Here is a 23,343-nt window from a genome sequence, read left to right as displayed (position 1 = left end):
ACTTCTTGGACAGGTGCACTGCCGCACCACCCGTATCCGGCGGCCGGTTGTTCTGGGAGGATGTGCACCCGACCGGAAGGAAGCCGCACCCATGCCCGAACTGGTCCGCCGTCCCGAGCTGCTGGTGCTGCGTGCCCTGAAACTGGGGGATTTGCTGGTGGCGGTTCCGGCCCTGAAGGCCCTCCGCCGGGAATTCCCGGGGCACCGCATCCGCTATGCCGCCCAGGAGTGGCTGCGGCCCGTGCTGCCGCTTACCGGCGCCGTGGATGACCTGCTTCCCCTGCACGGACTCGATGTACCCATTCCGCTCGAACCAGGACAGATAGACATTGCCGTCAACCTGCACGGCAGCGGGCCGGAGAGCTGCAGCCGGCTGGAGGCGGTGCAGCCCGCCCGCCGGATCGGGCACGCCGGGCCCGGCTGGGACGGGCCGCCGTGGAAGGACGGGGTCCACGAACGCGACCGGTGGGCGGACCTGCTGTCCTGGCACGGCATCCCCGCCGATCCGCTGGACTACCGGCTGGACCCGCCGCCGGCCGCCGCCGGGGTACCCGAAGCGGTGGTCATCCACGTGGGTGCCGCGTACGGCAGCCGGCTGTGGCCTGCGGACCGGTTTGCCGACGTCGCCCGGGAACTCTCCGCTGCCGGTGCGCCAGTGCTGTTCACGGGCAGTGCGGGCGAACGCCGGCGGGCGCTCGCCGTCGCCTCCGCCGCCGGATTGCCGACGGAAAGCGTGGTGGCGGGGAAACTGCGCCTGGAGGAGTTCGCCGCAGTGATTGCCCGGTCCCGGCTGGTACTTTCCGCCGATACCGGTGCAGCGCATCTGGCCTCCGCTTACGCCCGGCCGTCGGTGGTCCTCTTCGGCCCGGCGCCGGTCAGCGAATGGGGGCCGCCCCCGGGCCCGCACATCGCCCTGACCGACGAGAGCCGGCGCCGTGGGGACACGTTTGCCGGGGATCCCGATCCGGCGCTGCTGGCGGTCACAGTGGAGGACGTCCTGTCCGCGGTGGAGAAACTCGAAGCGCTGTAGGACGCGGTGCCGGTGGAGCCGGAGGTCAGGCGGTGGCGGCGTCGGAAGCGGGTGCCGCCGCGGGTGCGCCCAGTAGTTCGTGCTGCAGGCGCACCAGGATCCGGGCCAAACCGCGGGACACCTGCATCTGCGTCATGCCCAGGCGCTCGCCGATGGCCTGCTGGGACTCCTCGTGGAAGTAGCGTCGGAACAACAGTTCCTTATCCTGGTCGGTCAGTTTCCGCACGGCGCGGCGAAGCATGGCGAGGTTCTCGGCGCGTTCCAGCCGTCCGTCCGCCACGGCCCACTGCTCGGCGCCGGCGGTATCGGCCAAGGCCTCGAGGGACTCCGGGCGGAGACTGCTCTGGCAGTTCCACGCCTCCGAGACGGTTGTGGTGCTGACTCCCAGTGCCTCGGACAGTTCCCGGAGTGAGGGCTCACGCCCGAGCGACTGCAGCAGCTCCGGCTGCAGCCTGGCAATGGCCGTCCGCAGGTCCTGAAGCTGCCGTGGTGGGCGTACCACCCAGGAATGATCCCGGAGATACCGCTTGAGTTCCCCATGGATGGTCGGGACTGCGAAGGCAGGGAAATGCGGGCCGACTGCAGGATCAAAGCGCCGGACCGCCTTGATCAGTCCCATGTAGGCAACCTGCCGAAGATCAGCCAGCTCGCGCCCCCTGCCGGCATAGGCGGCGGCCGCGGTTTCGGCGATGTCACGGTATTTGAGGACCAGCTCATTGTGCAGTGCCTGCTGCAGGTCGCCCCGCGCCTGGCGGGCCTGTTCAAACGGGAGGGACGGCGAAAAGGGGGAGTGAGGGCTCATCTGCGGGCAGGGTTTTCAGCAGCAGGTCCGGCCCGCTGCTGGACCGCCCGATCAGAACACCAGAGCACTCACCCGTTATCAAGAGTCCGGACCACTTGTTTTGTCACTGCTCCTTGAACTGGCCACGGAGCAGAAGGTATAAGTCCCGCGGACCGTTCGGCTCCGCCGGCTGCTGTGGGCCGGGATCCGTTGGAGCAGGCGGCTGGGGTTTTCCTGCGGCGGGTGCCCTGCGGTGCAGGACCAGCGCGGCGACGGCGGCTGCGGCCACCAGCGTGCTGGCCAGGGCCACCATAAGGCTGGCGTACATCCACAGGAACATGAGGGTTGGCGGGGTACCCAGCGGTGCTTCCAAAAGACCGGCAATCAGCACCACCCAGAAGGCGGTGCAGCCGGCGAGGACGAGCCAGGCGGTGCGGCGGCTGACGAAGGTGAGCATGGAAACCATGGAAAGATCCCTGGCAGGAGGAGGCGCCGTCTTCTTGACCTATCAACCCTAGGCCCGGGGGAAGGCCCGCCGCCGTTTCTGCTGTCCTTGTACTCCAATAAGGGGACGTGGGGTTGCCTTGGGACGGATTGTTGAAACGCCACCCCGCCCCGGGTAGCGTCGCCGTCGTAAAACCCGGGCGCGGTGTCCCGGACAACGCCTACCCAGGGGGATCCATGGCACGTGCCCGGGCCACACCCGGCCGCCTGCGTCCCGGAGCAGCCGGAATTCTTGTAGCGCTTGCATCGTCGTCTGTGTTCGGGCTCTCCGGTTCCTTCGCGAAGTCGCTGCTGGAGACCGGCTGGACCTCCACCGGCGCCGTTGCTGTCCGGATGCTCGGGGCCGCCCTGGTGCTGGCCATTCCGGCCGCAGTTGCCCTGCATGGACGCTGGAGCCAGGTGTGGACCAACTGGCGCACCATCGTGGTCTTCGGCTTCATTGGGGTGGCGGGATGCCAGTTCTTCTATTTCAACGCGGTGGAGCGCCTGTCCGTCGGTGTGGCCCTGCTGCTTGAGTTCCTGGCTCCGGTGCTTATGGTGCTCTGGCTGTGGGCGGTGACGCGCCGCCGGCCCGGCCTCCGCACGGTCCTCGGCGCGGTGGCCGCCGTGGCAGGACTCGTGCTGGTCCTGGATCTGGGCGGCAGCATCCGCGTCGACCCGGTGGGCGTGCTGTGGGGTCTCGCGGCAGCCGTCTGCCTGGCGGGCTATTTCTTCATCACCGCCAAACAGAACGACTCCCTTCCGCCCCTGGTGCTTGCCACGGGAGGCATGTTTGTCGGTGGGGCCACCATGGCCGTACTGGGCCTCACCGGCGTCCTTCCGATGGCTGTGAGCACCGCGGATGTGGAGCTTGGCGGCTGGCAGACGGCCTGGTGGGTTCCGGTGGCCGGCCTGGTGCTTTTCTCCACGGTGCTGGCCTATGTCACCGGCATCATCGCGGCCCGTTCGCTGGGCTCACGCGTGGCCTCGTTCGTGTCCCTGACCGAGGTGCTGTTTGCCGTCCTGTGGGCGTGGCTGCTGCTGGCCGAACTGCCCCGGCCCGTGCAGCTGGCGGGCGGCGTCCTGATCGTCGCCGGCGTCGTGCTGGTCCGCTCCGACGAAACGGCGGGCCTTCCAGGCGAAGCAACGGCCGACGTCGAGCCCTACGCCTAGCCGCCGCTTAACCCTTCAATTCCCGCAATGCCCGCAGGCCGCAAACACACGGGACTGGGCACCGGCACCTGCTGGCCTCTTCCGCGGGCACTGGAGGGGCCTGGAGGAAGGCGGCTTTAATATTCTCGCGAGCTCTGCGAGCGGAGAATTTCGTTGCCGCCGTTCCAGGCCCCGTAGGGGCCCAAAGGCCCAAAGCCCGCGCGCCTAGACCCCAGGCGCTTCAGCCACCAGGGGCGCGGAGACCTTGATTTCGCGCTTCAGGATCTTGCCCGTGGGGCCCTTGGGCAGCGCGTCGGTGAGCTCGATTCGGCGCGGATACTTGTAGGCGGCCAACCGGTCCTTGGTGAACTGCTGGATATCTGCGATCAGGGCCTCCCGCGCCGCGTCGTCAGCAGGCACGGCCTCTTCCCGGAGCCCCACCACGGCCGCGATTTCCTCGCCGTGCAGCGGGTCGGGGATGCCGATGACAGCTGCTTCGGCCACCGCCGGATGTTCGTAGAGCACCTCTTCGATCTCCCGCGGATAGACGTTGTAGCCGCCGCGCAGGATCATGTCCTTCTTGCGGTCCACGATGTAGATGTTGCCCTCTTCGTCGAAGCGGGCGAGGTCCCCGGTCCGGAACCAGCCGTCCGGGATGGCAGCGGCGGTGGCGTCGTCGTTCTTCCAGTACCCCTTCATCACGCCGTCGCCGCGGACGGAGAGCTCCCCGATGTCGCCCGTCGGCACGTCGTTGCCGTCCGGGTCGAGCATCCGGACTTCCGTTCCGGCCACGGTCTTGCCGATCGAGCCGGGCCGCCGGTTCCCGCCGGGGACGTTGAAGGACACGATCGGCGAGGTTTCCGAGAGGCCGTAACCCTCCAGGAGTTCGATGCCGAAAACCTCCTCGAACTCGTGCAGGATTTCCAGCGGCATGGCGGACCCGCCGGTAATGGCTCCGCGCAGGGAGGAGAGGTTGGTGGTTTTCACTGACGGGTGGCGCAGCATGCCCACGTACATGGTGGGAACGCCTTCGAAGATGGTCACGCCGTCGCGTTCGATGATCTCCAGGGCTTTGCCGGCGTCGAAACGGGGCAGCAGGCTGATGGAGGCTCCGGAAAGGACCGAGGAGTTCAGGGCGGCGGTCTGGCCGAATACGTGGAAGAAGGGCAGTCCGCCGAAGTGGACATCCGTCTCCACGGTGTTCAGCAGGGACTGGGCCACGCGGGCGTTGCTGAGCAGGTTCCGGTGCGTGAGCGCGGCACCCTTGGGCCGTCCCGTGGTTCCGGACGTGTAGAGGATCACCGCCGTGTCCTGGTCATCCACTTCGGCGACTTCCGTGCTGCTGTCCGCACCGGCCAGCAGTTGCAGGAACGCCCCGGAGTCCACGGACACCACGTCCACGCCGCCGGCTTCCTCAGCCCCGGCGGAGACTTCCGCAGCCACGCCCTCCCAGGCGAAGACGATCCGGGCACCGGAGTCCTGCAGGTGGTAGGCCACCTCGCGGGCCTTCAGCAGCGGATTCATGGGGACGACGACGGCGCCGTGGCGCAGCGCGCCGAAGTAAACGAAAGCCATCTGGGGAATGTTCGGCATCACCAGCGCAACACGGTCTCCGGGCACCACTCCCTTGCTGGCAAGGAGGCCGGCTACCTTGGCGCTCATGGCGTCCAGGGCCGCATAGGACACGACGGTGTCATCCAGTTTCAGGGCTGTCCGCTCCGGAAAGCGTGCCGCCGTTTCGGTCAGGATGCTGGCGAGATTATGCATGGGGGGAGATCTCCTTTGATCTGTGACGTAGGGGAAGTCTAGCCACTGCCGCTGGACGGGGAAGAACTTTCGGCCGCGGGGGCTCACAAACCGGCGGTGGAAAACGTCTACCGTATGTGGAAGTGAAACCCTTTGAGCAGATTGTCCGCGAGCACGGTCCGGCCGTGCTGCGGGTCTGCCGTGCCGTCCTGGGCCCGGATGAGGCCGAGGACGCCTGGTCGGAGACGTTCCTCGCCGCGCTCGGCGCCTACCCGGACCTGCCCGACGGCGCCAATGTCCAGGCCTGGCTCGTCACCATCGCCAAGCGGAAGGCCGTGGACCAGCACCGCTCAGCCGCCCGGAACCCGCTGCCCGTGGACATCATCCCGGAACGGGCGGCGGCCAATCCGCCGGACACCGACGGGCTGTGGGGGGCGTTGAAAACCCTGCCGGTCCGCCAGCGGGAGGCCCTGGCCTATCACCACCTCGCGGGTCTTCCCTACGCCGAAGTGGCCCGGCTGCTCGGCGGCAGCGAGGCCGCCTGCCGGCGGTCCGCCGCAGACGGCATCAAGAAACTACGCACCCTGTACAAGGAGGACCGCAATGGCATCCTTTGAGCCCTCCGGGGGCGGTCTCTCCGCCGCCGGCCTGCTGGACCCCGATCCGCACGAGGACGCGGTCCTGGCCGCGCTGCATGCGCGCCTTGCCGCCGAGGCGGAGCCGGCCGGGCTGCTGGACGTTGCCTACACCGTCATCGACAGTCCCGTGGGCCGGCTCGTCCTCGCGGCAACCGACGCCGGCCTGGTCCGGGTCGCGTTCGAATGTGAAGGGGTGGATACGGTGCTGCAGGACCTGAGTACCCGGATCAGTCCGCGGATCCTGGAAGCCCCCGGACGGCTGGCCCGTCCCGCCGCCCAGCTCCGCGAGTATTTCGACGGCACCCGCTACAGTTTTGACCTGGACCTGGACCTGCGGCTGACCGCCGGTTACCGGCGGACCGTGGTGGAGGCGTTACAGGGCATTGGCTACGGGCACACCGCCACTTACGCCGGTATTGCCGCGCTGACCGGAAATCCGGGGGCGGTCCGGGCCGTGGGGACCGCCTGCGGACGTAATCCGCTGCCCCTGGTGATTCCGTGCCACCGGGTGCTGCGCTCGGACGGAACCACCGGCGGCTACCGCGGCGGTCCCGCTGCGAAGAAAATCCTCCTCGACCTGGAAGCTGCCGCATGAGTAACTCCCTGTTCCCGCGTGAACGTTCCGAACCCGCCGTCGGCGCGGTACATGTGCCCGGTTGGCTGCCGCCGGAGAAACAGCAGCACATCGTAGCGGCCTGCCGGCAGTGGGCCATCGGGCCGGTTCCCATGCGCGCGGCCGTCCTGCCGGGCGGGCACCCCATGTCCGTGCAGACCGTGTGCCTGGGCTGGCACTGGCAGCCCTACAAATACACGAGGACAGCCGACGACGTCGGCGGCGGACGCGTCGCGGAACTGCCCGACTGGCTGGTGGAACTGGGCCGCGACGCCCTCCGTGAGGCCTACCGGCAACCCGACGGCAATTACGCCAGGGAGGACTTCCGGCCGGAAAACTACACTCCCGACACCGCGCTGATCAACTACTACGCGGAGGGCGCCCACATGGGCATGCACCAGGACAAGGACGAGAAATCCAGCGCCCCCGTGGTGTCCATCAGCATCGGGGACACCTGTGTTTTCCGGTTCGGCAACACCGAAACCCGGAACCGTCCCTACACCGACCTGGAATTGGAATCCGGAGACCTTTTCGTGTTCGGCGGCCCCTCCCGCTTCGCCTATCATGGCGTCCCGCGGACCTTGGCGGGCACCGCAGACCCGGCGTCGGGGCTGGCCTCGGGCCGGATCAACATCACCCTGCGCATGACCGGACTGGAGTGAGCGAAGACGCCGCCGGCCGGCGGCGTTATGTACTGCAGCACCGCACCCCGTTCGCCTGGGAGCCCCTGGCGAACGCGCTGCAGGCGCACGCCGTACCCGGTTTGGAGAGGGTCACCCGGACCGACGGCGGCGCCACCGTGGAACGGCTGCTTGCGGCGGGTTCCGCTCCGGTCGCGGCGGCGGTGCACTTCGGGGATGCCGGGGTGGTCCTCGACCTGCCCGGACTGCCGGAACCGGAGGAAGCGGCCCTGACCGCGATGGTCCGGGCGTGGCTGGACCTGGACGCGGACCCAGCCGTCGTGGATCCGTTCCTCGCCGGGTTCGAACTGCTGGAGCCCCTGGTGCGGCGGCACCCGGGGCTGCGGGTGCCAGGCTCCACGGATGGCTTCGAGACCGGGGTCCAGACTGTCCTGGGGCAACAGGTATCCCTTGCCGCTGCCCGGACATTCGGATCACGGCTGGTCGCGGCCTTCGGGGAGCCGGGGCCCGCCGGACTGTCCGCCTTTCCCTCGGCAGAGCGGCTGGCTGCCGTTCCGGCTGCGGACATCCAGTCCGCAGTGCGGATCACGCATGCCCGGGCCCGGACCGTCTCTGCCCTGGCAGGGGCAGTGGCCGGAGGACTGCCGCTGCACGCCGGTGCGGAACCCGGAGCCGTACGGACCGGGTTGCTGGCCCTGCCTGGAATCGGACCGTGGACGGCCGACTATCTGGCCGTGCGGGTACTGGGGGACCGCGACGCGTATCCGGCTGACGACCTGGTGCTCAAGCGGGCGCTGGGAGTGGGGTCCGGACGCGAGGCTGCCCGGCTTTCGCAGCCGTGGCGTCCGTGGCGCTCCTACGCCTTGTTCCATCTCTGGACCTCGGCCGCCTATGCTCCCGCGGTGCCCGCCGGCGCTGCCGGGTAACGTTCCGCCGGCGGTGGCACCGGTTCAGGTGCCCAGCAGCGAAAAGACAAGGGAGAACGCCGCCGGACCGCCCTGGACCAGGGACAGTTTCCCCATCCTCCGGTCGCTGAGCACCAGGACCACAGAGGCGAGCAGCATGCAGGCCGTGGTGAACGTCATCAGGGTCAGCCCGGCCACGGCGTTGCCGGCGAAGAGCAGGACCACTCCCAGCCCGGCACCCACCGCCAGGAAGAGGTTGTAGAACCCCAGGTTGTAGGCCAGCTGGGCCGTGGCGGCAGCATTGGACCCCCGCAGCTGAAAGACCGCGGCGGTTTCGGGTTCCGCCCAGCGCAGCGACTCGAGCATAAAGAAGTAGAAAGCCACCGCGGCGGCCACGACGGCAAAGATGGCTGCGGCTATCAGCACGGGTACTCCTCGAACGTTGCGGCCGCGGAGCCGCCCGGCGCTGACGCGCCGAAACGGATTAAATCCGCAGTGCCGTCAATCGTGACAGCCGGCAATGCCGGCGCTCAAGGGTGAAGGGGGCTTTCGGTTGGCGGAGGGAGCCAAAATCCGGCTAGCCTTGAATGAGCGGAAGAACCAGCCGCTGCCTCCTGCGGCGTTGGACGCCGAAGCCCCCTTGTGGAAGGACACCCCTTGCGCCCAATCCGCCCCGCCCGTTCCCTGGCCACGGTGGTGCTGGCATCGCTTGCCCTTACCTCATGCGGATCCGACTATCCCCTTGGCGATGCCCAGCGGGAGGCGGCCGAGAACAGTACTTCCAACCTCAGCGGAGTGCTCTCCGGTGCCGGATCGAGCGCGCAGGGGCCGGCAATGGATTCCTGGATCGCCGGTTTCGGCACGCTGCACCCCAAGGTCCAGCTCCAGTACTCCCCGGACGGCTCAGGTGCCGGACGCAGCGCCCTGCTGGCCGGTGCGGTGAACTTCGCCGGTTCGGATGCCTATCTGCAGGACGAAGAGCTGGAAGATGCCAAAACGGTGTGCGGACCCGACGGTGCCCTGGACATTCCGGCCTACATTTCCCCGATTGCCGTAGCGTTCAACCTCCCCGGCATCGAATCGCTGAACCTGGATGCCGACACCATTGCCCGGATTTTCCGCGGTGGGATTGAGGCCTGGAACGATCCGGCCATCGCGGCCCTGAACCCGGACGTGCAGCTGCCCTCCACACGGATCACCCCGGTCAGCCGTGCCGATGATTCGGGCACCACGGAGAACTTCACTGAATACCTGCACGAGGTAGTGCCGGAGGCCTGGCCGGACGCCCCGTCCGGAACCTGGCCGGGCGGGCTGCAGGGGGAGAACGCGCAGGGAAGCTCCGGCGTCGTCAGTACCGTGACGCGTACCGAGGGAGCCGTGACCTATGCCGATGACTCGGTGATTGACGATTCCATGGGCACCGCCAACCTGCTGGTCGGCAGCGAATTCGTGCCGATCAGTGCCGAGGCGGCGAGCACCGCCGTCGAGCAATCCACGCGGGTCCCCGGACGGGGAAAGAATGACATTGCGCTCCAGCTGGACCGGCGGACCACCGCGCCCGGCGCCTATCCGCTGGTACTGGTTTCCTACCAGATCTACTGCAGCTCGTACGCCGACGAGGCCCTCGTGGAACGCGTGCGGACCTTCGGCCAGTATGTGGTCAGCAGGGAGGGCCAGCAGACCTCTGCGGACGCGGCAAAGAGCGCACCCATCCCCGAATCCCTGGCCCAAGAGGCCCATGCCGCCTTGGAATCCATCACCGTCCGCGACTAGGTCTGGACCGCTCCGGTACTACCTGCCGGTAGCACTGGAGCTTCGGCTGCCCCTCTTTCGGTGCCCTCTTGCGCCCCCTCGGTGCCGGTGTCACCGTGGATTTACGCAACGCTGAAGGGGGCTGCAGTGGAACCTATCCGAATCGAGCGCTGGTGGCCGTACCTGGACAGCTCCGCCAAGGATTGGCTGAGGAACAACCTCCGCCAGGACGGCCTGCCGCCCAAGGTCCAGGACCGGATCGCCGAGGCCGGCGGACCGGTGATGGACCCCATCCTGGCTGAGCCGGACTGGGCCTTTATCGAACTGGATACCCAGGCCGTCGAGTGACGAAGTACGTGGTTAAAAGGCCGTCCGAGGCCGGGTGCCGGGAGAAGGGGTCTGGTAGATTGACGCCCATCCTTTTGCCTAAGGCGGCTCATCATGACCAAACTCAGCGAAGAGTTCCTTTCCGACCTGCCGGCGTCCCTGCCGCGGCCCGAATATGACCGTTCCCGTCTGACCACCGGCATTGTGCACTTCGGTGTTGGGGGATTCCACCGGGCACACGAGGCGATGTACCTGGACCGGTTGATGAACCAGGGCAAGGCTCTGGACTGGGCCATCTGCGGCGTGGGGGTGCTGCCCTCCGACGCCGCGATGAAGACCGTTATGGACAGCCAGGACTGCCTGTACACCCTGGTCCTGAAGCATCCGGACGGCGTCCGGGAAGCGCGGGTGATCGGGTCCATTGCCCAGTACCTGTACGCACCCGAGGACCCCGAGGCGGTCATTGAAAAAATGGCTGCTCCGGCCACCCGAATCGTCTCCCTGACCATTACCGAGGGCGGCTACAACATCAGCGACACGACGGGCGAGTTCGACGCCGGAGCCCCGGAAATCGCGGCGGATCTGCTGCCCGGCGCTGTTCCCGCTACGGTTTTCGGCCTCGTCACCGAGGCTCTCCGGCGCCGCCGCAGCCGCGGACTTGAACCGTTCACGGTCATGTCCTGCGACAACCTACCGGGCAACGGCGAAGTGGCCAGGAAGGCATTCGGCGAATTTGCACGGTTACTGGACCCGGAACTGGGGGAGTGGGTGCAGGAGTCCGTACCGTTCCCCTCCTCGATGGTGGACCGGATCACTCCCGCAACAACCGATGCGGACCGTACCTCGATTGCCGCGGAATTCGGCGTGGAAGATGCCTGGCCGGTCGTCGCCGAAGACTTTGCCCAGTGGGCACTGGAGGATGATTTTCCGCAGGGCCGCCCCCCGTGGGAGGACGCCGGCGTGAGCATGGCGGCCGATGTGGAGCCGTATGAGCGGATGAAACTGCGCCTGCTGAACTGCGGCCACCAGGGGTTGGCCTATCTGGGCTACCTGGCCGGCTACCGGTACGTGCATGAAGCAGTCCGGGACCCGCAGTTGGCGCAGTTCCTGCTGGAGTACATGGACCGCGAAGCCACCCCCACGCTGCTTCCCGTACCGGGCGTGGACCTGGACGCCTACAAGCTGCGCCTGCTGCAGCGCTTCGGCAACGAACATGTCCGGGATACCCTCGCCCGCCTGTGCGCCGAAAGTTCGGACCGGATTCCGAAGTGGCTGGTGCCGGTAGTCCGGGACAACATTGCGGCCGGCGGCGAGGTTTCCCGTTCCGCCACCATCATTGCCGCCTGGGCGCGGTACGCCGAGGGAGTGGATGAGGCCGGTGTTCCTATCCGCGTGGTGGACAACCACCGCGACGAAGTGATGGCTGTGGCCGCCCGGAACCGGGAAGACCCGCTGGCCTTTGTCTCACAGCAGCATTTCTTCGCAAACCTGGCCCGGGAGCCGCGCTTCACAGACCCATACCTTGCCGCACTGGATACCCTGCACAGGAGCGGGGCCAAGGCAGCCATCGCGGAACGGGTGGATTAACCGGTACACCGCCCTGCAGCCTGATGACACCTAGTCGACGAAGTGCGTTGTCACTGTCTGGGAGGTTACGGACTGCACTACGCGCTCAGCGAGCTCCCGGAGTTTCACGTTTCGGTTGCCGGAGGCACGGCTCAGGATCTCGAAGGCTTCGTCCTGGCCGCACTTGTTCTGGGCCATCACGATTCCAACGGCGAGGTCGATGGTGGTCCGGGCCTGCATGGCCGTCCGGAGGTGGTTGGCGGTGCTCCTGTGCCGGGCGATCTGAACGGCTATCCGCAGGGTCACCGCAGCCTCTGCGGCAAATGCATCTGCTGTCCGGATGACCTCCGGAGTGAAGTACCCCGGCTCCCGGGCGTAGAGGTTCAACCCGGCGCCCCCGTCGCTGCCGAGGAGAAGCGGGACGCCGAGGATGGAATAGAACCCGCGGTCACGGATGGCGTCGGTATAGTCCGGCCACCGCGAGTCGGTGCGGACATCTTCGACCAGCACGGTTTTTCCCGTTCGCGAGGCCCGCATGCACGGACCGTCCCCGAAGCCGTACTGGACTTCGTCCAGTGCACGGGCGGCCTCACTGCTGCTGGCTACGGTGGCACCCTGCTTATTCCGCAGCAGGGTCACGCCGGCCAGGACTTCGACGTCGCTGCTGAAAAGCTCCGCGGCATGGGAGACAAAGCCTTCGAGGAAGAACTCCACCGATTCGGTCTGCAGTAGAAGCTGCTGCAGTTCAGCGGCAACGGAGTGCTGCTCGGAGGATAAGTTCATGGGTCGACTCTATCGCCGCCCGTGAGCGTCCCGCCAATGCCGTTCCCTGCGCCGGCATCACGTGGTGTCCGTCAGACCGGCCTCCTTCTCCCTGCTCCAGTTCCTCGCGTAGACCCCGATGAGTGCCTCCTGGCGAAGCGTGAATCCGAGCCGGTTGAGCAGGCCGTGCGCCTGGTAGACCGTAAGGTGCTGCGCGCTGCGGCTGGCTCCGGCCTTGTCTGCCCGGTACAGGTATGTGTCGATGGTCCGCAGCCAGCGGCGGCGCCAGTTCATCACGGCGGATTCGGATGCCGTGGCCATCATCAGCCGGTGCACGGGCATCAGCTGTGCCTGCGCCTGCGCACCCGTTGCCTTCTGGACTCCGGCGGCCCGGGGATCCGAGGCTGTGCAGCTGTGGAGGTGGCTGTCCCAGTAGTACTCCCAGGAGACCCGACGGCGGTCCGGCCAGGTGGACGCCCGCGGCCCCTTCATCATGGCGTACGCGGAATCAAAGAGCAGCAGCGAAGCCAGTGCGGAGCGGTTCTGTGCCTTCCCGAACCGTGCGGTGGCCCAGAGGCAGAGATCCGAAGAAAGCTCGAAGACCTCCTCTGCGAGGGCCAGCCCTTCCACTCCGCCGTAGCGGGCCAGGTCAGCCTCCGCCGAAGGCAGCAGGGCGTCCGTCCCCACTGTCCGGTCCAGGACCGGTTCGTTAAACTCGTGCACTGCCGCTAGGCTGCGGACCGGATCCCCGGACTGTTCCTGCAGGGCTCCCAACAGGGACTTCAACCGGTCCAGGGTTTCCGAGGGGGCCAGTATCCGCAGCCGGAGCTGCGCATTCGACGGCTGCATTCTCCGGGTGTAGAACCACCGCTTGGTTCCCCACAGCCTCGCCTGCGCAACCAGGGGGGTGACAAGGTCACTAATGATCCGGTCGGCCAGATCGAAGGTGCCGGCATCAACGGTCAGGTTCCACCAGAGGAGGTGGGTAGAAGGGGGAGAAGCCGGGCGAAGTGTGGCTGGCTGGCTCATGGCCATCCTTTCGGTACTGTTCGTGCAGGGCCACCCCACCCGGAACGCCTTTTGGAGCGACTCCCGGGATGGAAGTCTTTCCCACTTGGATGGCCATGTCCACCAGCCGGAAATCCTCTCCGCGAAGACGGTCGGAACCCATGCCGAAGTGCCCGATTCGTAGTAGTATCTCCTGCCGTCCGCACACCCCCCCCCGTGGAGGTGAGGCGGTACCGGCCGCCGCCGCTGGCGGAGCACACGGAACCACCCGGGCGCCATGCCGTGTCACATTCCCGCCTTTTGCAAGTTGGCTGATAAATTCATTTGCCGGGCACAATGCGCAATCGTATTAATAACTGCGGGTCCCGGGAAAAGTCCCTGCATAACTTGTTCTTTCTAAAGGTCGGCATGCCCCCTCATTCCCGCCGTTTTCCGCGCATCCCCTGGCAGCGGACGTCCATTCCCGACTTGTCGACCCTTTTCCACCTTGCCCCGTCCGGGCACGTTCTTATATCTCCCCAAGGCGTCATTCTCGAAACAAACTCCACATTTGCCGCGTGGGCTGGAAGGGACCGGCGGGCGTTGGAGGGAACCCTTTTCGTCGACCTTCTGTCACCCGAGGACCTGCTGGAATACCAGCGCTGGAGTGCAGCATTGACTTCCGGACCTGCGGTGAACCTCAGTGTCGACTTCCAGGGACCCGGCAACACCAGGCTGCCGGCCTATATTTCGGCGGCCCGGATCCCCTCCCGCACCGGCACCCTTGATTTGGTCACCGTATTCCCCGTGCCCGGGCGGCGCCGGTATGAACGCGACCTGGTGGAGGCACTCCAGCAGGCGGAGGCCGCCGAAGCCGCCAGGGGTGCTGCCGAACAGCGGGCACTGCAGCGGGAATCCCTGCTGCAGACCATCCTGGACACGGTGGATGTGGGGGTGCTCGTGGTTGATGACGAGGGCAGGGAAATCCTCGCCAACGCCATGATGGAAAACGCCCGGTCATTAATCCCGTCGGATGGGTCCCCCACCTTCGGAGGCGGCACGTGGCCCATCTATGGGCGGGACCGGAAAACCCTGATACCGGACGAGCAGCGTCCCATCAGCCGGGCGATTGCCGGGGAGTCCTTCTCGGAGCAGATCGTCTGGATCGGCACCGGGCAGGGCCAGATGGCCGTCAGCGTAAGTGCGCGGACGGTCCGGGACGGCAGCGGCTTCAGGGGATCGGTCCTGGCCTTCAGCGACGTCACCCAGCTGGTGCGTGCACTGGCGGCCCAGGCCGAATTTGTCGGGAACGTTTCCCATGAACTCCGGACGCCGCTCACCTCCATTCTCGGCTACCTCGACATGGCCCTGGAGGCGGAGGTGCAGCTGCCAAACACCGTCGAATCGGCCCTGCAGACGGCAGTCCGGAACGCCGAACGGCTGCTGCAGCTGGTCACGGACCTGCTTTCAGTAGCGTCCGGCAGCGCTGCGCTGGACCTGCAGGAAACCGGACTCGCCCCCCTGGTCCACGCCGCCGTCGATTCCTTCGGCGCCCGGGCCAGCGTCAACGGGGTGGAATTCAGTGTTGAGGTCCCCGCAGACCTGCGGGCGGTGGTGGACAGCGGCCGGATCAGGGAGGTGCTGGAAAACCTCGTTTCCAACGCGGTCAAGTATTCGCCCGACGGCGGCACGGTGCGGGTGCGCGCCCGGCGGCAGGACGACTCCGTCGTCATCGAGGTGGCCGACCCGGGCATCGGCATGACAGTGGAGGAGCAGGAGCAGGTCTTTACCCGGTTCTTCCGGTCCGGCGGGGCACTGACTGCCGCCATCCCCGGGGCTGGACTCGGGCTGGTGATTACCCGACGGATTGTGGAAGAACACGGGGGAAGCATCGGCTTCAGCAGTGAAGCCGGCCAGGGAACCGTGTTCACCGTGGAGCTTCCGGCCGATGGGCCCGAACGGGGCTTGCAAACTTACTAAGTCTGCTTATTGTTAAGGGGCCAGATCCGGCTTCTGACGAGGAGACGCCCAGTGCGAGCAATGGTGTACCGAGGACCATACAAGGTGAGGGTCGAAGAGAAGGACATCCCGCCGATAGAACATCCCAACGATGCGATCGTGCGGGTCACCCGGGCGGCAATCTGCGGCTCCGACCTGCACCTTTACCACGGCCTGATGCCCGACACCCGGGTCGGGCACACCTTTGGGCACGAGTTCATCGGTGTGGTCGAAGAGGTTGGGCCGTCGGTGCGGAACCTCAAGGCCGGCGACCGCGTGATGGTTCCCGCCAACATCTACTGCGGGTCCTGCTACTTCTGCGCGCGGGGACTGTATTCGAACTGCCACAACGTAAACCCGAACGCCACCGCCGTCGGCAGCCTGTACGGATATTCGCACACCACCGGAGGGTACGACGGCGGCCAGGCGGAATTCGTGCGGGTCCCGTTCGCCGACGTCGGACCCTCCATCATTCCTGACTGGATGGACGAAGAAGACGCACTCATGTGCACTGACGCACTGGCCACCGGCTACTTCGGCGCCCAGCTGGGCGACATTGTCGAGGGCGACACGGTGACTGTCTTCGGCGCCGGACCGGTGGGACTGTACGCCGCGAAGTCCGCCTGGCTGATGGGGGCCGGCCGGGTCATTGTCATTGACCACCTGGACTACCGGCTGGAAAAGGCCAGGACCTTCGCCCATGCCGAGACCTACAACTTCACCGAGTATGACGACATTGTGGTGCAGATGAAGAAAATCACCGATCACCTCGGTGCCGATGTCGCGATCGATGCGGTGGGGGCGGAGGCGGACGGCAATTTCCTGCAGCACGTCACCGCTACCAAGCTCAAACTGCAGGGCGGCTCGCCCGTGGCGCTCAATTGGGCCATCGATTCGGTGCGCAAAGCCGGCACCATTTCCGTTATGGGTGCCTACGGGCCGATGTTCAGTGCGGTGAAGTTCGGCGACGCCATGAACAAGGGCCTGACACTGAACATGAACCAGACTCCGATGAAGCGGCAGTGGCCGCGCCTGTTCGAGCACATCCAGGCCGGCTACCTCAAGCCCAGCGAGATCATCACGCACCGGATTCCGCTGGAACACATTGCCGAGGGCTATCACATGTTCTCAGCCAAGCTGGATAACTGCATTAAGCCCGTCATCATCCCCGGATCCTGAAAGGAAGGACGCCGCCATGCCGTACACGCCGCAAAAGCCCGCCCTGACCCCCACCAGCGAGGAACTGCGCGCCCGGATCCCGGGGTGGGGCGCGGATCTTGATCCCAAGGACCGCCCCGCCGTCCCCAAACTGCAGTTCGACCCGACCCTCAGCGGTGCGCACTGGGAATTCCCGGTGCGGCAGGAGGAAAAGTATCCCCGGGAACGGTCGATCGAGCACAAGTTCCTCACTCCCGTGTTCGGGACTTCCTGCCCGCCCAAGGGGCTCTCCGGGGTGATGCGCCGGTACGCCTACCGCCGGTTCAGTGAGGCCCGTGCGGCGCACTGGTTGATCCTGCTGGCAGCTGACCGGGTGGACGCGGTGGAAAGCCACCTGGCGTCCTTCGCCACCCTGCACCCGGACAACCCGGTCACGGAGACCGGCATCCTCAGCGAGTTCTCCCGCCACGGCTACTCCTCCCGGGTTGGCCGGAAGCGGGCGGACGTAAACCACCAGTGGATTGATCCGATCCTCGTCGGCGGTCCGTGGCTGCTGGCCGGTGCCGGGGCGGCCACCGCCGTCGGTGCAGTGGTGCGGCGGCTGCGGAAGTGACTCCGTTCAGAAGTGACTCCGTTCAACAGTGGACCGGGTTCCAGCCCGGAGGAATACTGGAAAGGTCCGGACCGGTTGAAACACTAAACAGGTGAATCGATGGTGACGGGAGATCATGGACGGCAGGGGTGCGGAGCAGTACCGGCGCAGGATGGAGCGGGCCGCGCGGATGAGGGCGGCAGCTGCCGGCGGCGGGCTCGACGAAGCGGACGTTGAGCAGGCGGCCGCTGAGGACGAGCTGCAGCACAAACGCCGGAAGGTCGACGACGCCGCGAAGGCGGATTACCTGGTCCGCGACGCCATGGCGCGGGGCGACTTCGACAACCTCAAATATGCAGGCAAGCCCATTCCGAACCTCGGTGACGGCCACGACCCGGACTGGTGGATCAAGGGGCTGATGCAGCGGGAGAACGTGACCGGGCTGGGACCTCAGGCCATCCTGCTCCGCACCGAAGACGCCGAACTGGACGCCCGGCTGGACACGCGGTGGACCGAAAGGCAGGTCCGGGAAATCGTCGAGGATTTCAATGCGCGGGTCATCGACGCCCGCCGCCAGCTCGAAGGCGGGCCGCCCGTCATCACCCAGCCCCGCGACGTCGAACGGGAAGTGCAGCGCTGGCGGGACCGGAAGGCGGCGGCCGCCGAAACTGAATCCGCCGCCGCTCCGGAACCGGAGCAGCGGCGGCCGTGGTGGAAACGCAGGCGCTAGGCGTTAGACCGTGGTGGCGTCGTGCACTTCGCCCACCAGCTCTTCAATGATGTCCTCGAGGAAGAGCACGCCGGTGGTGGTGCCCTTGGCATCGAAGACCCTCGCCACATGCGCGCCGGTACGGCGCATGGTGGCCAGGGCATCTTCCAGCTCGCTGCCCCGGTAAGCCGAGGCCAGCCGGCGGATCCGCTTGGCCGGCACCGGTGCGGCGAATTCGTCCGGCGTGGTGAGGTCCATAACGTCCTTCAGGTGAAGGTAGCCGTCGGGGTCGCCGTCGTCGTTGGTGAGGATGTAGCGCGAGTACCCGTGGACGTCCACGGCCTGCTGCAGGTCCGCCGGGGTGGCGGTCTCGGGCAGCAGCACCATTTGGCTGATCGGAACCTCGACGTCGGCCACGGTTTTTTCCGTGAACTCGAACGCCGCGGTCAGGGTGCCGCTGCGGTCCGAGAGGACCCCGTCGCGGGTGGACTGCTCCACGATGTTCGCAACCTCGTCCAGGGTGTAGGCGCTGGTTGCTTCATCCTTGGGCTCTACCTTGAACAGGCGCAGGACCCCGTTGGCAATGCCGTTCAGGGTCCAGATGACCGGACGGACAATGCGGGACACCATCACCAGGGGCGGAGCGAGCAGGAGTGCGGCGCGGGTGGGGACGGAGAACGAGATGTTCTTCGGCACCATTTCGCCCACCACCACGTGCAGGAACGTCACCACGAGCAGCGCCACCACAAAGGCAATGATGCCGATGGCGTCCGCGGACAGCGGCGTCAGGCCCAGCGGGATCTCCAGCAGGTGGTGGATGGCCGGTTCCGAGACGTTCAGGATGACCAGGGAGCAGACGGTGATGCCTAGCTGGCTGGTGGCCAGCATCAGGGTGGCGTGTTCCATCGCCCACAGCGTGGTTTTCGCGGCCTTGCTTCCAGCTTCGGCCTTGGGCTCAATCTGCGACCGGCGGGCCGAGATGACCGCGAATTCAGCGCCCACGAAGAAGGCGTTGACCACCAGCAGCACTACGAGCCAGATGATTCCGGGCAGGTATTCACTCATGGGTCAGTTCCTTGGTCAGCGAGTCGACAATGCGGTCATGCGCACTCACCGGAGTTTCCAGTGAGCCGGACGGTGTGAAGCGCAGGCGTTCGATGTGGTTTCGGACCACCCGCTCCACGCGGAGGGTGCCACCCTCGATCTCCACCTCGTCGCCCAGTTCCGGCAGACGGTCCAGTTCGTCCGTGACAAACCCGGCGATGGTGTCGTATTCCTCGCCGTCGGGAACCTCGACGCCGGTGCGGTCCAGGAGTTCGTCGGGCCGCAGTGAGGCGTCGAACGTGATGGCGCGGCCCGTGCGGACGACGCCGATTCGTGCCCGGTCGTGTTCGTCCTCGAGTTCGCCGACGATTTCCTCCACGAGGTCTTCGAGGGTGGCAATGCCGGCGGTACCGCCGTGCTCGTCGGAAACGATCGCTACCTGCAGGCCTTGGGCCCGCAGCAGTCCCAGCAGGGTATCGACGCCCATGGACTCGGGTACATGCAGCGGTTCCACCATGAGCTCTGCAGCGGTGACCGACGTCCGTGCAGCCAGCGGAACCGCGAAGGCCTGCTTGAGGTGGAGGACGCCGAGGACATCATCCGAGTCCCGTCCGATCACGGGGAAGCGGGAATAGCCGGTTGCCGTAGCAACGGCGACAATCTGCTCGGCAGTATCGGACTCGTGTACGGTCCGCATGCGGACCCGGGGGGTCATAACGTCCGCAGCGGAGTGGTCCGCAAAGCGCAGCGTCCGGTTCAGGAGCACGGCGTGGTCCAGGTCCAGCACGCCTTCCAGGGCGGAGCGGCGGACCAGGGAGCTGAGTTCTTCGGCGCTTCGGGCGCCCGACAGTTCTTCCTTGGGTTCGATGCCGAAGGACCGGATGATCGCGTTCGCGGTGTTGTTGAACAGCAGGATCACTGGCTTGAATACCGTGGTGAAGACGGTCTGGAACGGCACCACCAGCTTCGCGGTGGCCAGGGGCAGGGTCATGGCAAAGTTCTTGGGAACCAGCTCACCGATAATCATCGAGAAGATGGTGGCGAGGAAAATGCCGGCGACGGCGCCGATTCCCGGCACCATCCCCTCGGGGAGGCCCAGGGTGGTGAGCGGGGAGCGCAGCAGGGAACTGATTGCCGGCTCAAAGGTGTACCCGGTCAGCAGTGTGGTCAGCGTAATGCCGAGCTGGGCGCTGGAAAGATGGGTGGAGGTGATCTTCAGCGCGTTGATGGTGGGATTAAGGCGCTTCTCGCCCTGGTCGCGGCGGGCTTCAAGCTCTGCGCGGTCCAGGTTGACGAGGGAAAACTCGGAGGCGACAAACAGTCCGGTACCGACGGTGAGGAGCAAACCCACGCCGACCATGAGCCATTCATACATGGGGCTGCCCCTCTCTCGCGATAGCCGGTGCAGCCGGGGTGAACACAGTCTGCAACACGGTCAGGACGGGGAGGGGCATGGGTTTATGTGAGGGAGGGTCATCCATAGTCCAAGAAATAATACAGGACGGACCTGCGACCCATTCCAAGGTGCGTCCCTGGAAGCAGCCGGTATCCGCGACGAACCGGCTACCAGCTGCCCTGGTCGTGCCTGTACGTCGGTTCATGGTTGGTGGAGGCCGCCACCCGGTGCTGGCGCACCAGACAAAACGGGTCATAGATTTCAATTCCCAGGCGGCCGGTGCCGGGCACGGGCCGGTAAAAACACGTACAGGGAAAATTCACGGGCGCCTTTCCGGGCCCACGGCATCAAGGCCCTCGAAGTTCTCTTAATCCGCAGCGGACGGCCTGCCGGGAGGCGGAAGCCGTCCTACTTTCCTTGATACAACGCCACCCCACCCGGATTCAAAACGGGCCTGCGGGTGCGCCCCCGACCTCCCGGCAGGCACTGCGCCGGGCGGGCGGGGCGGGGGAGAGGACTAGCTGGTGGCCAGCTCCGGCTCCGGCTCCGAGACGGTTTCCAGCAGGACGGAATCGAGCAGGTCGCCGGCTTCCTCACCGGACGAGGAGCGGGCCAGGGCAAGTTCGGAGACGAGCAGTTGGCGGGCCTTGAGCAGCATCCGCTTCTCCCCGGTGGACAGCGGGTGGGTACGCTCGCGGCACCACAGGTCGCGGACAACTTCAGCGATCAGGTGAAGCTCACCGGTGGACATCTTGCCTTCATTGGCTTTGAAGCGGCGGGACCAGTTATCCGGTTCCATCCCCACCGGACCGCGCAGCACTGCAAACACGGCCTCCACGCCGTCTTCGTCGATGACACGGCGGACGCCCACGTCTTCGGCGTTGTCCGCCGGAAGCTTGATGGTCAGTTCGGTGGCATGCACGCGGAAGGTCAGCGTTTCACGCTCGACTCCCTTGACGGTCATGGGCGAAATGTCGGTAACGGTAACGGCGCCGTGGTGCGGGTACACCAGGGTCTGCCCGACGGTGAAATTCAAAATGACGTTCCTCTGTTGGTTCCGGAATTGCTTCGGAAGCGGCTCCCAAGACCGCTTGGACCTGTCCAGGCCGGTCACGGGTGAGGTGGCGGCTGGACGGGCGGGCAATAGAGAAGGAGTCAATTTCCAGGCGAGGGGTGCGGATACTGCTCGGATGATTGACGGATTAAGTCATTAACTGTCCGCCCGCGGTGCCCACGCTGTTCAGCTAGCTTATCCTCCCTGCGCAAGTGCCTTTTTCGAGGCGTAAAAACAATGAAGCATTCCACCGGTGGTCAGCGCCGCGGGAGGAGTCTTCCAGGCGCGGTACTGCCCAGGGGGCGGGGCGCAGTTGCTAGGATGGCGCGGTGTCTAACAGGGTCAACATGATGTGCGCGCGGACCGCCGCAGCGGAAGGGCAGGTGGGCCGTGCGGCCTGCACCGCGGCCTTTGCTGCCTCCGCCCTTACGCGCCCGGAACGGTGCGCTCCTTCCTGCTGACGAAAGCCTTGAAAGACATCATGGAACCCCTGACTGAATCAACCATCCGCAAATCCTTCGTTAACGCCAGCCGCTCGGAGGTGGCCGCGATGAACCTCCCCGCCGGTTTCGCCGACCTGGAGTGGGAACACCTGGACCAGCTGGGCTGGCGGGACCACAAAATGCCCCAGCGCGCCTATCTGGTCCTGCCGGTGGACGGGAAAGCTGTCGGTGTGCTGCTGCGCGCTCCGGAGTTGAGTGCGCCCAAGAACCGCCGGGTCATGTGCGCCCTCTGCCAGGACGTCTATTCCGAAGAGCCGGTCTTCCTCTATGTAGCCCGCCGGGCGGGGCAGCGCGGCCGCGACGGCAACACGGTGGGAACACTCATCCACGCGGACTTCACCTGCTCCGCAAACGTCCGTGCGGCGGTTCTGCCTAATCCCATCCATCCCGATCCGGAACTGGTGATTGCCGAGCGGATCTCGGGCCTGCGTGAGCGCAGCGGGCAGTTTATGCGAAACGTCATGGCCCGGTAAGGCGCCTGCCCGGGGAGCTCAGGCGTCGCTGCGGGCGGCGTCGGGGTCCCCGGGCGCCTCCCTGCGTCTCTGCGCCACCAGCTCCTTGGTCCGCACCAGCCGCAGTGCCGTGACCAGCACCAGCCCGCCGAGCATGTTGAAGAGCAGGGTGTAGCCGAACCAGCCGAGCCATTCCAGATACGTGATTTCGGCGCCGGAGACGATGGCGCCGAAGATCAGCAGTGAATCCAGGATTGAGTGGAAGAGCTGGAGGCCGGCCAGCAGGAAACCGCCGATTACCGTTGCCACGATCTTGGCCGGATCCGAGGAGGTGCCCTGCTGCATCCGGCTCATGAGGGTGATGGTGCTGCCGCCCAGGACCGCCAGCGCGACGGTCTGGAGCGAAAAGGGAGCCTCCGTGAAGTGGAGTGCCGACGTTGCCACTGTCGGAGACCACTGGGGGAAGGCCTGCATCACAATCCACATGAAGATCCAGCCGCCGGCCAGGTTGGCCAGCAGGGTTCCACCCCAGAGCTTCGCCAGGGCTTTGATGCTGCCTTCCTTGGCCGCGACGGCGGCGACCGGCATCAGGAAGTTCTCGGTAAACAGCTCGCTGTGTGCCAGGAAGAGGGCAATCAGGCCGACGCTGAACGCCAGGCCCGCCAGCAGGTGGTCGCCGGTCTCATGCATAACGGCCAGATACGCCATCACGCCCAGGCCAACCTCCATGCCGCCGAATACTCCGGTCACCAGGATCGTCCGGAGGGTACGGTGCAGCCGTTCGGCACCTTCCGTCACGGTGTTATCAAATGACTGCTTGAGTTCGTCCTCCACCGGTGCCGAGGATTCTCCGATTTCCCTGCGGCGTTCCTCGCTCATGACGTCCTTTCAGTGCGGAAATGCTGTGCGCCTACCTATGCAACCATAAGCCTGCTGATGATGCCGCAGGGTCCGCTGCGGCCCCGGCTTCACCCCCTGACTCCCGCCGGCCGAAAATACCGGAGGCAAAACCGCCCTTTGCGCTTACGCTTGTGCCAGCCACGAGAGCCACCAG

Annotated in this window: 24 protein-coding genes; 14 read left to right on the top strand and 10 right to left on the bottom strand. The window is 66.2% G+C overall.

What is annotated here, in order from left to right; translation table 11 throughout:
* The first annotated feature begins 91 nt into the window (after positions 1 to 91).
* Complete coding sequence (locus tag QNO10_RS14045) at positions 92 to 1,030, top strand: glycosyltransferase family 9 protein (RefSeq protein ID WP_229946070.1); 939 nt, start codon at positions 92 to 94, stop codon at positions 1,028 to 1,030.
* 25 nt (positions 1,031 to 1,055) lie between these two features.
* Here the strand turns inward: QNO10_RS14045 and QNO10_RS14040 are convergent, their stop codons facing one another.
* Both QNO10_RS14040 and QNO10_RS14035 read right to left on the bottom strand, forming a co-directional pair.
* On the bottom strand, positions 1,056 to 1,832 hold the full coding sequence (locus QNO10_RS14040; protein ID WP_229946073.1) for a sigma-70 family RNA polymerase sigma factor: 777 nt from the start codon (positions 1,830 to 1,832) through the stop codon (positions 1,056 to 1,058).
* A gap of 103 nt (positions 1,833 to 1,935) precedes the next feature.
* A complete protein-coding gene (locus QNO10_RS14035; RefSeq protein WP_229946076.1) occupies positions 1,936 to 2,277 on the bottom strand; it encodes a hypothetical protein in 342 nt (113 codons plus the stop codon).
* 215 nt (positions 2,278 to 2,492) lie between these two features.
* Here QNO10_RS14035 and QNO10_RS14030 point away from each other — a divergent pair, with 215 nt between their 5' ends.
* Positions 2,493 to 3,467, top strand: coding sequence for an EamA family transporter (locus tag QNO10_RS14030; protein ID WP_229946078.1), 975 nt, complete (start codon positions 2,493 to 2,495; stop codon positions 3,465 to 3,467).
* 204 nt (positions 3,468 to 3,671) lie between these two features.
* On the opposite strand, the gene QNO10_RS14025 is transcribed toward QNO10_RS14030, so the two are convergent.
* The gene (locus QNO10_RS14025; RefSeq protein ID WP_229946082.1) at positions 3,672 to 5,213 is read right to left on the bottom strand and encodes a long-chain-fatty-acid--CoA ligase; all 1,542 of its coding nucleotides are present in this window, start codon (positions 5,211 to 5,213) and stop codon (positions 3,672 to 3,674) included.
* Positions 5,214 to 5,335: 122 nt separating this feature from the next.
* On the opposite strand from QNO10_RS14025, the gene QNO10_RS14020 reads away from it, so the two are divergent.
* The 4 genes from QNO10_RS14020 to QNO10_RS14005 are packed head-to-tail and all read left to right on the top strand — an operon-like array spanning position 5,336 to position 8,010.
* Positions 5,336 to 5,809 (top strand): RNA polymerase sigma factor, encoded by a 474-nt coding sequence (locus tag QNO10_RS14020; protein ID WP_229946084.1) that lies wholly within the window; start codon positions 5,336 to 5,338, stop codon positions 5,807 to 5,809.
* The gene (locus tag QNO10_RS14015) at positions 5,796 to 6,425 is read left to right on the top strand and encodes a methylated-DNA--[protein]-cysteine S-methyltransferase (RefSeq protein ID WP_229946086.1); all 630 of its coding nucleotides are present in this window, start codon (positions 5,796 to 5,798) and stop codon (positions 6,423 to 6,425) included. Before QNO10_RS14020 ends, QNO10_RS14015 begins: the two co-directional genes overlap by 14 nt.
* Positions 6,422 to 7,105, top strand: a complete 684-nt coding sequence (locus QNO10_RS14010; protein ID WP_229946089.1) for an alpha-ketoglutarate-dependent dioxygenase AlkB family protein — start codon at positions 6,422 to 6,424, stop codon at positions 7,103 to 7,105. The genes QNO10_RS14015 and QNO10_RS14010 overlap by 4 nt, the downstream gene beginning before the upstream one ends.
* The gene (locus QNO10_RS14005) at positions 7,102 to 8,010 is read left to right on the top strand and encodes a DNA-3-methyladenine glycosylase family protein (RefSeq protein ID WP_229946092.1); all 909 of its coding nucleotides are present in this window, start codon (positions 7,102 to 7,104) and stop codon (positions 8,008 to 8,010) included. The genes QNO10_RS14010 and QNO10_RS14005 overlap by 4 nt, the downstream gene beginning before the upstream one ends.
* Before the next feature lie 24 nt (positions 8,011 to 8,034).
* Here the strand turns inward: QNO10_RS14005 and QNO10_RS14000 are convergent, their stop codons facing one another.
* On the bottom strand, positions 8,035 to 8,415 hold the full coding sequence (locus tag QNO10_RS14000; protein WP_229946095.1) for a DUF1304 domain-containing protein: 381 nt from the start codon (positions 8,413 to 8,415) through the stop codon (positions 8,035 to 8,037).
* Between the two features lie 231 nt (positions 8,416 to 8,646).
* Here QNO10_RS14000 and pstS point away from each other — a divergent pair, with 231 nt between their 5' ends.
* The 3 genes from pstS (at position 8,647) to QNO10_RS13985 (ending at position 11,655) form a co-directional block, all read left to right on the top strand.
* Positions 8,647 to 9,762: a phosphate ABC transporter substrate-binding protein PstS gene (gene pstS, locus QNO10_RS13995; RefSeq protein WP_229946098.1), complete on the top strand. Its 1,116-nt coding sequence runs from the start codon at positions 8,647 to 8,649 to the stop codon at positions 9,760 to 9,762.
* A 126-nt stretch (positions 9,763 to 9,888) separates the two neighbouring features.
* Positions 9,889 to 10,089: a hypothetical protein gene (locus tag QNO10_RS13990; protein WP_229946101.1), complete on the top strand. Its 201-nt coding sequence runs from the start codon at positions 9,889 to 9,891 to the stop codon at positions 10,087 to 10,089.
* Between the two features lie 93 nt (positions 10,090 to 10,182).
* Complete coding sequence (locus QNO10_RS13985) at positions 10,183 to 11,655, top strand: mannitol dehydrogenase family protein (RefSeq protein WP_229946103.1); 1,473 nt, start codon at positions 10,183 to 10,185, stop codon at positions 11,653 to 11,655.
* Between the two features lie 30 nt (positions 11,656 to 11,685).
* On the opposite strand, the gene QNO10_RS13980 is transcribed toward QNO10_RS13985, so the two are convergent.
* Entirely contained in the window at positions 11,686 to 12,417 is a 732-nt protein-coding gene (locus tag QNO10_RS13980) for a GAF and ANTAR domain-containing protein (RefSeq protein ID WP_229946106.1), read from the bottom strand.
* Positions 12,418 to 12,474: 57 nt separating this feature from the next.
* The gene (locus tag QNO10_RS13975) at positions 12,475 to 13,425 is read right to left on the bottom strand and encodes a lantibiotic dehydratase C-terminal domain-containing protein (protein ID WP_229946108.1); all 951 of its coding nucleotides are present in this window, start codon (positions 13,423 to 13,425) and stop codon (positions 12,475 to 12,477) included.
* 315 nt (positions 13,426 to 13,740) lie between these two features.
* Here QNO10_RS13975 and QNO10_RS13970 point away from each other — a divergent pair, with 315 nt between their 5' ends.
* The 4 genes from QNO10_RS13970 to QNO10_RS13955 all read left to right on the top strand — a co-directional run bounded on the left by QNO10_RS13970 (position 13,741) and on the right by QNO10_RS13955 (position 17,861).
* Complete coding sequence (locus QNO10_RS13970) at positions 13,741 to 15,363, top strand: ATP-binding protein (protein ID WP_349665745.1); 1,623 nt, start codon at positions 13,741 to 13,743, stop codon at positions 15,361 to 15,363.
* 51 nt (positions 15,364 to 15,414) lie between these two features.
* A complete protein-coding gene (locus tag QNO10_RS13965; RefSeq protein WP_229946113.1) occupies positions 15,415 to 16,560 on the top strand; it encodes a zinc-dependent alcohol dehydrogenase in 1,146 nt (381 codons plus the stop codon).
* Between the two features lie 16 nt (positions 16,561 to 16,576).
* Positions 16,577 to 17,152: a hypothetical protein gene (locus QNO10_RS13960; protein WP_229946115.1), complete on the top strand. Its 576-nt coding sequence runs from the start codon at positions 16,577 to 16,579 to the stop codon at positions 17,150 to 17,152.
* A 115-nt stretch (positions 17,153 to 17,267) separates the two neighbouring features.
* A complete protein-coding gene (locus QNO10_RS13955) occupies positions 17,268 to 17,861 on the top strand; it encodes a DnaJ family domain-containing protein (protein WP_229946117.1) in 594 nt (197 codons plus the stop codon).
* 3 nt (positions 17,862 to 17,864) lie between these two features.
* Here QNO10_RS13955 and QNO10_RS13950 read toward each other — a convergent pair whose 3' ends face one another.
* From QNO10_RS13950 to QNO10_RS13940, 3 genes are all read right to left on the bottom strand, one after another.
* Positions 17,865 to 18,905, bottom strand: a complete 1,041-nt coding sequence (locus QNO10_RS13950) for a hemolysin family protein (RefSeq protein WP_229946120.1) — start codon at positions 18,903 to 18,905, stop codon at positions 17,865 to 17,867.
* Complete coding sequence (locus QNO10_RS13945; RefSeq protein WP_229946122.1) at positions 18,898 to 20,259, bottom strand: hemolysin family protein; 1,362 nt, start codon at positions 20,257 to 20,259, stop codon at positions 18,898 to 18,900. The genes QNO10_RS13950 and QNO10_RS13945 overlap by 8 nt, the downstream gene beginning before the upstream one ends.
* A 538-nt stretch (positions 20,260 to 20,797) precedes the next feature.
* Positions 20,798 to 21,316 carry a CarD family transcriptional regulator gene (locus QNO10_RS13940; protein ID WP_229946124.1) on the bottom strand — a complete coding sequence of 173 codons (519 nt, stop codon included), beginning with the start codon at positions 21,314 to 21,316 and terminating at the stop codon, positions 20,798 to 20,800.
* Positions 21,317 to 21,815: 499 nt separating this feature from the next.
* Here QNO10_RS13940 and QNO10_RS13935 point away from each other — a divergent pair, with 499 nt between their 5' ends.
* Positions 21,816 to 22,310, top strand: coding sequence for an FBP domain-containing protein (locus tag QNO10_RS13935; protein WP_229946126.1), 495 nt, complete (start codon positions 21,816 to 21,818; stop codon positions 22,308 to 22,310).
* A gap of 18 nt (positions 22,311 to 22,328) precedes the next feature.
* Here QNO10_RS13935 and QNO10_RS13930 read toward each other — a convergent pair whose 3' ends face one another.
* Positions 22,329 to 23,168, bottom strand: a complete 840-nt coding sequence (locus QNO10_RS13930) for a formate/nitrite transporter family protein (protein WP_229946128.1) — start codon at positions 23,166 to 23,168, stop codon at positions 22,329 to 22,331.
* Positions 23,169 to 23,343: the final 175 nt, after the last annotated feature.

Source organism: Arthrobacter sp. zg-Y919 (assembly GCF_030142045.1).
Lineage (GTDB): Bacteria > Actinomycetota > Actinomycetes > Actinomycetales > Micrococcaceae > Arthrobacter_B.
Note: the sequence above shows the minus strand (reverse complement) of the source record. Positions and strands in the feature narration are given on the sequence as shown.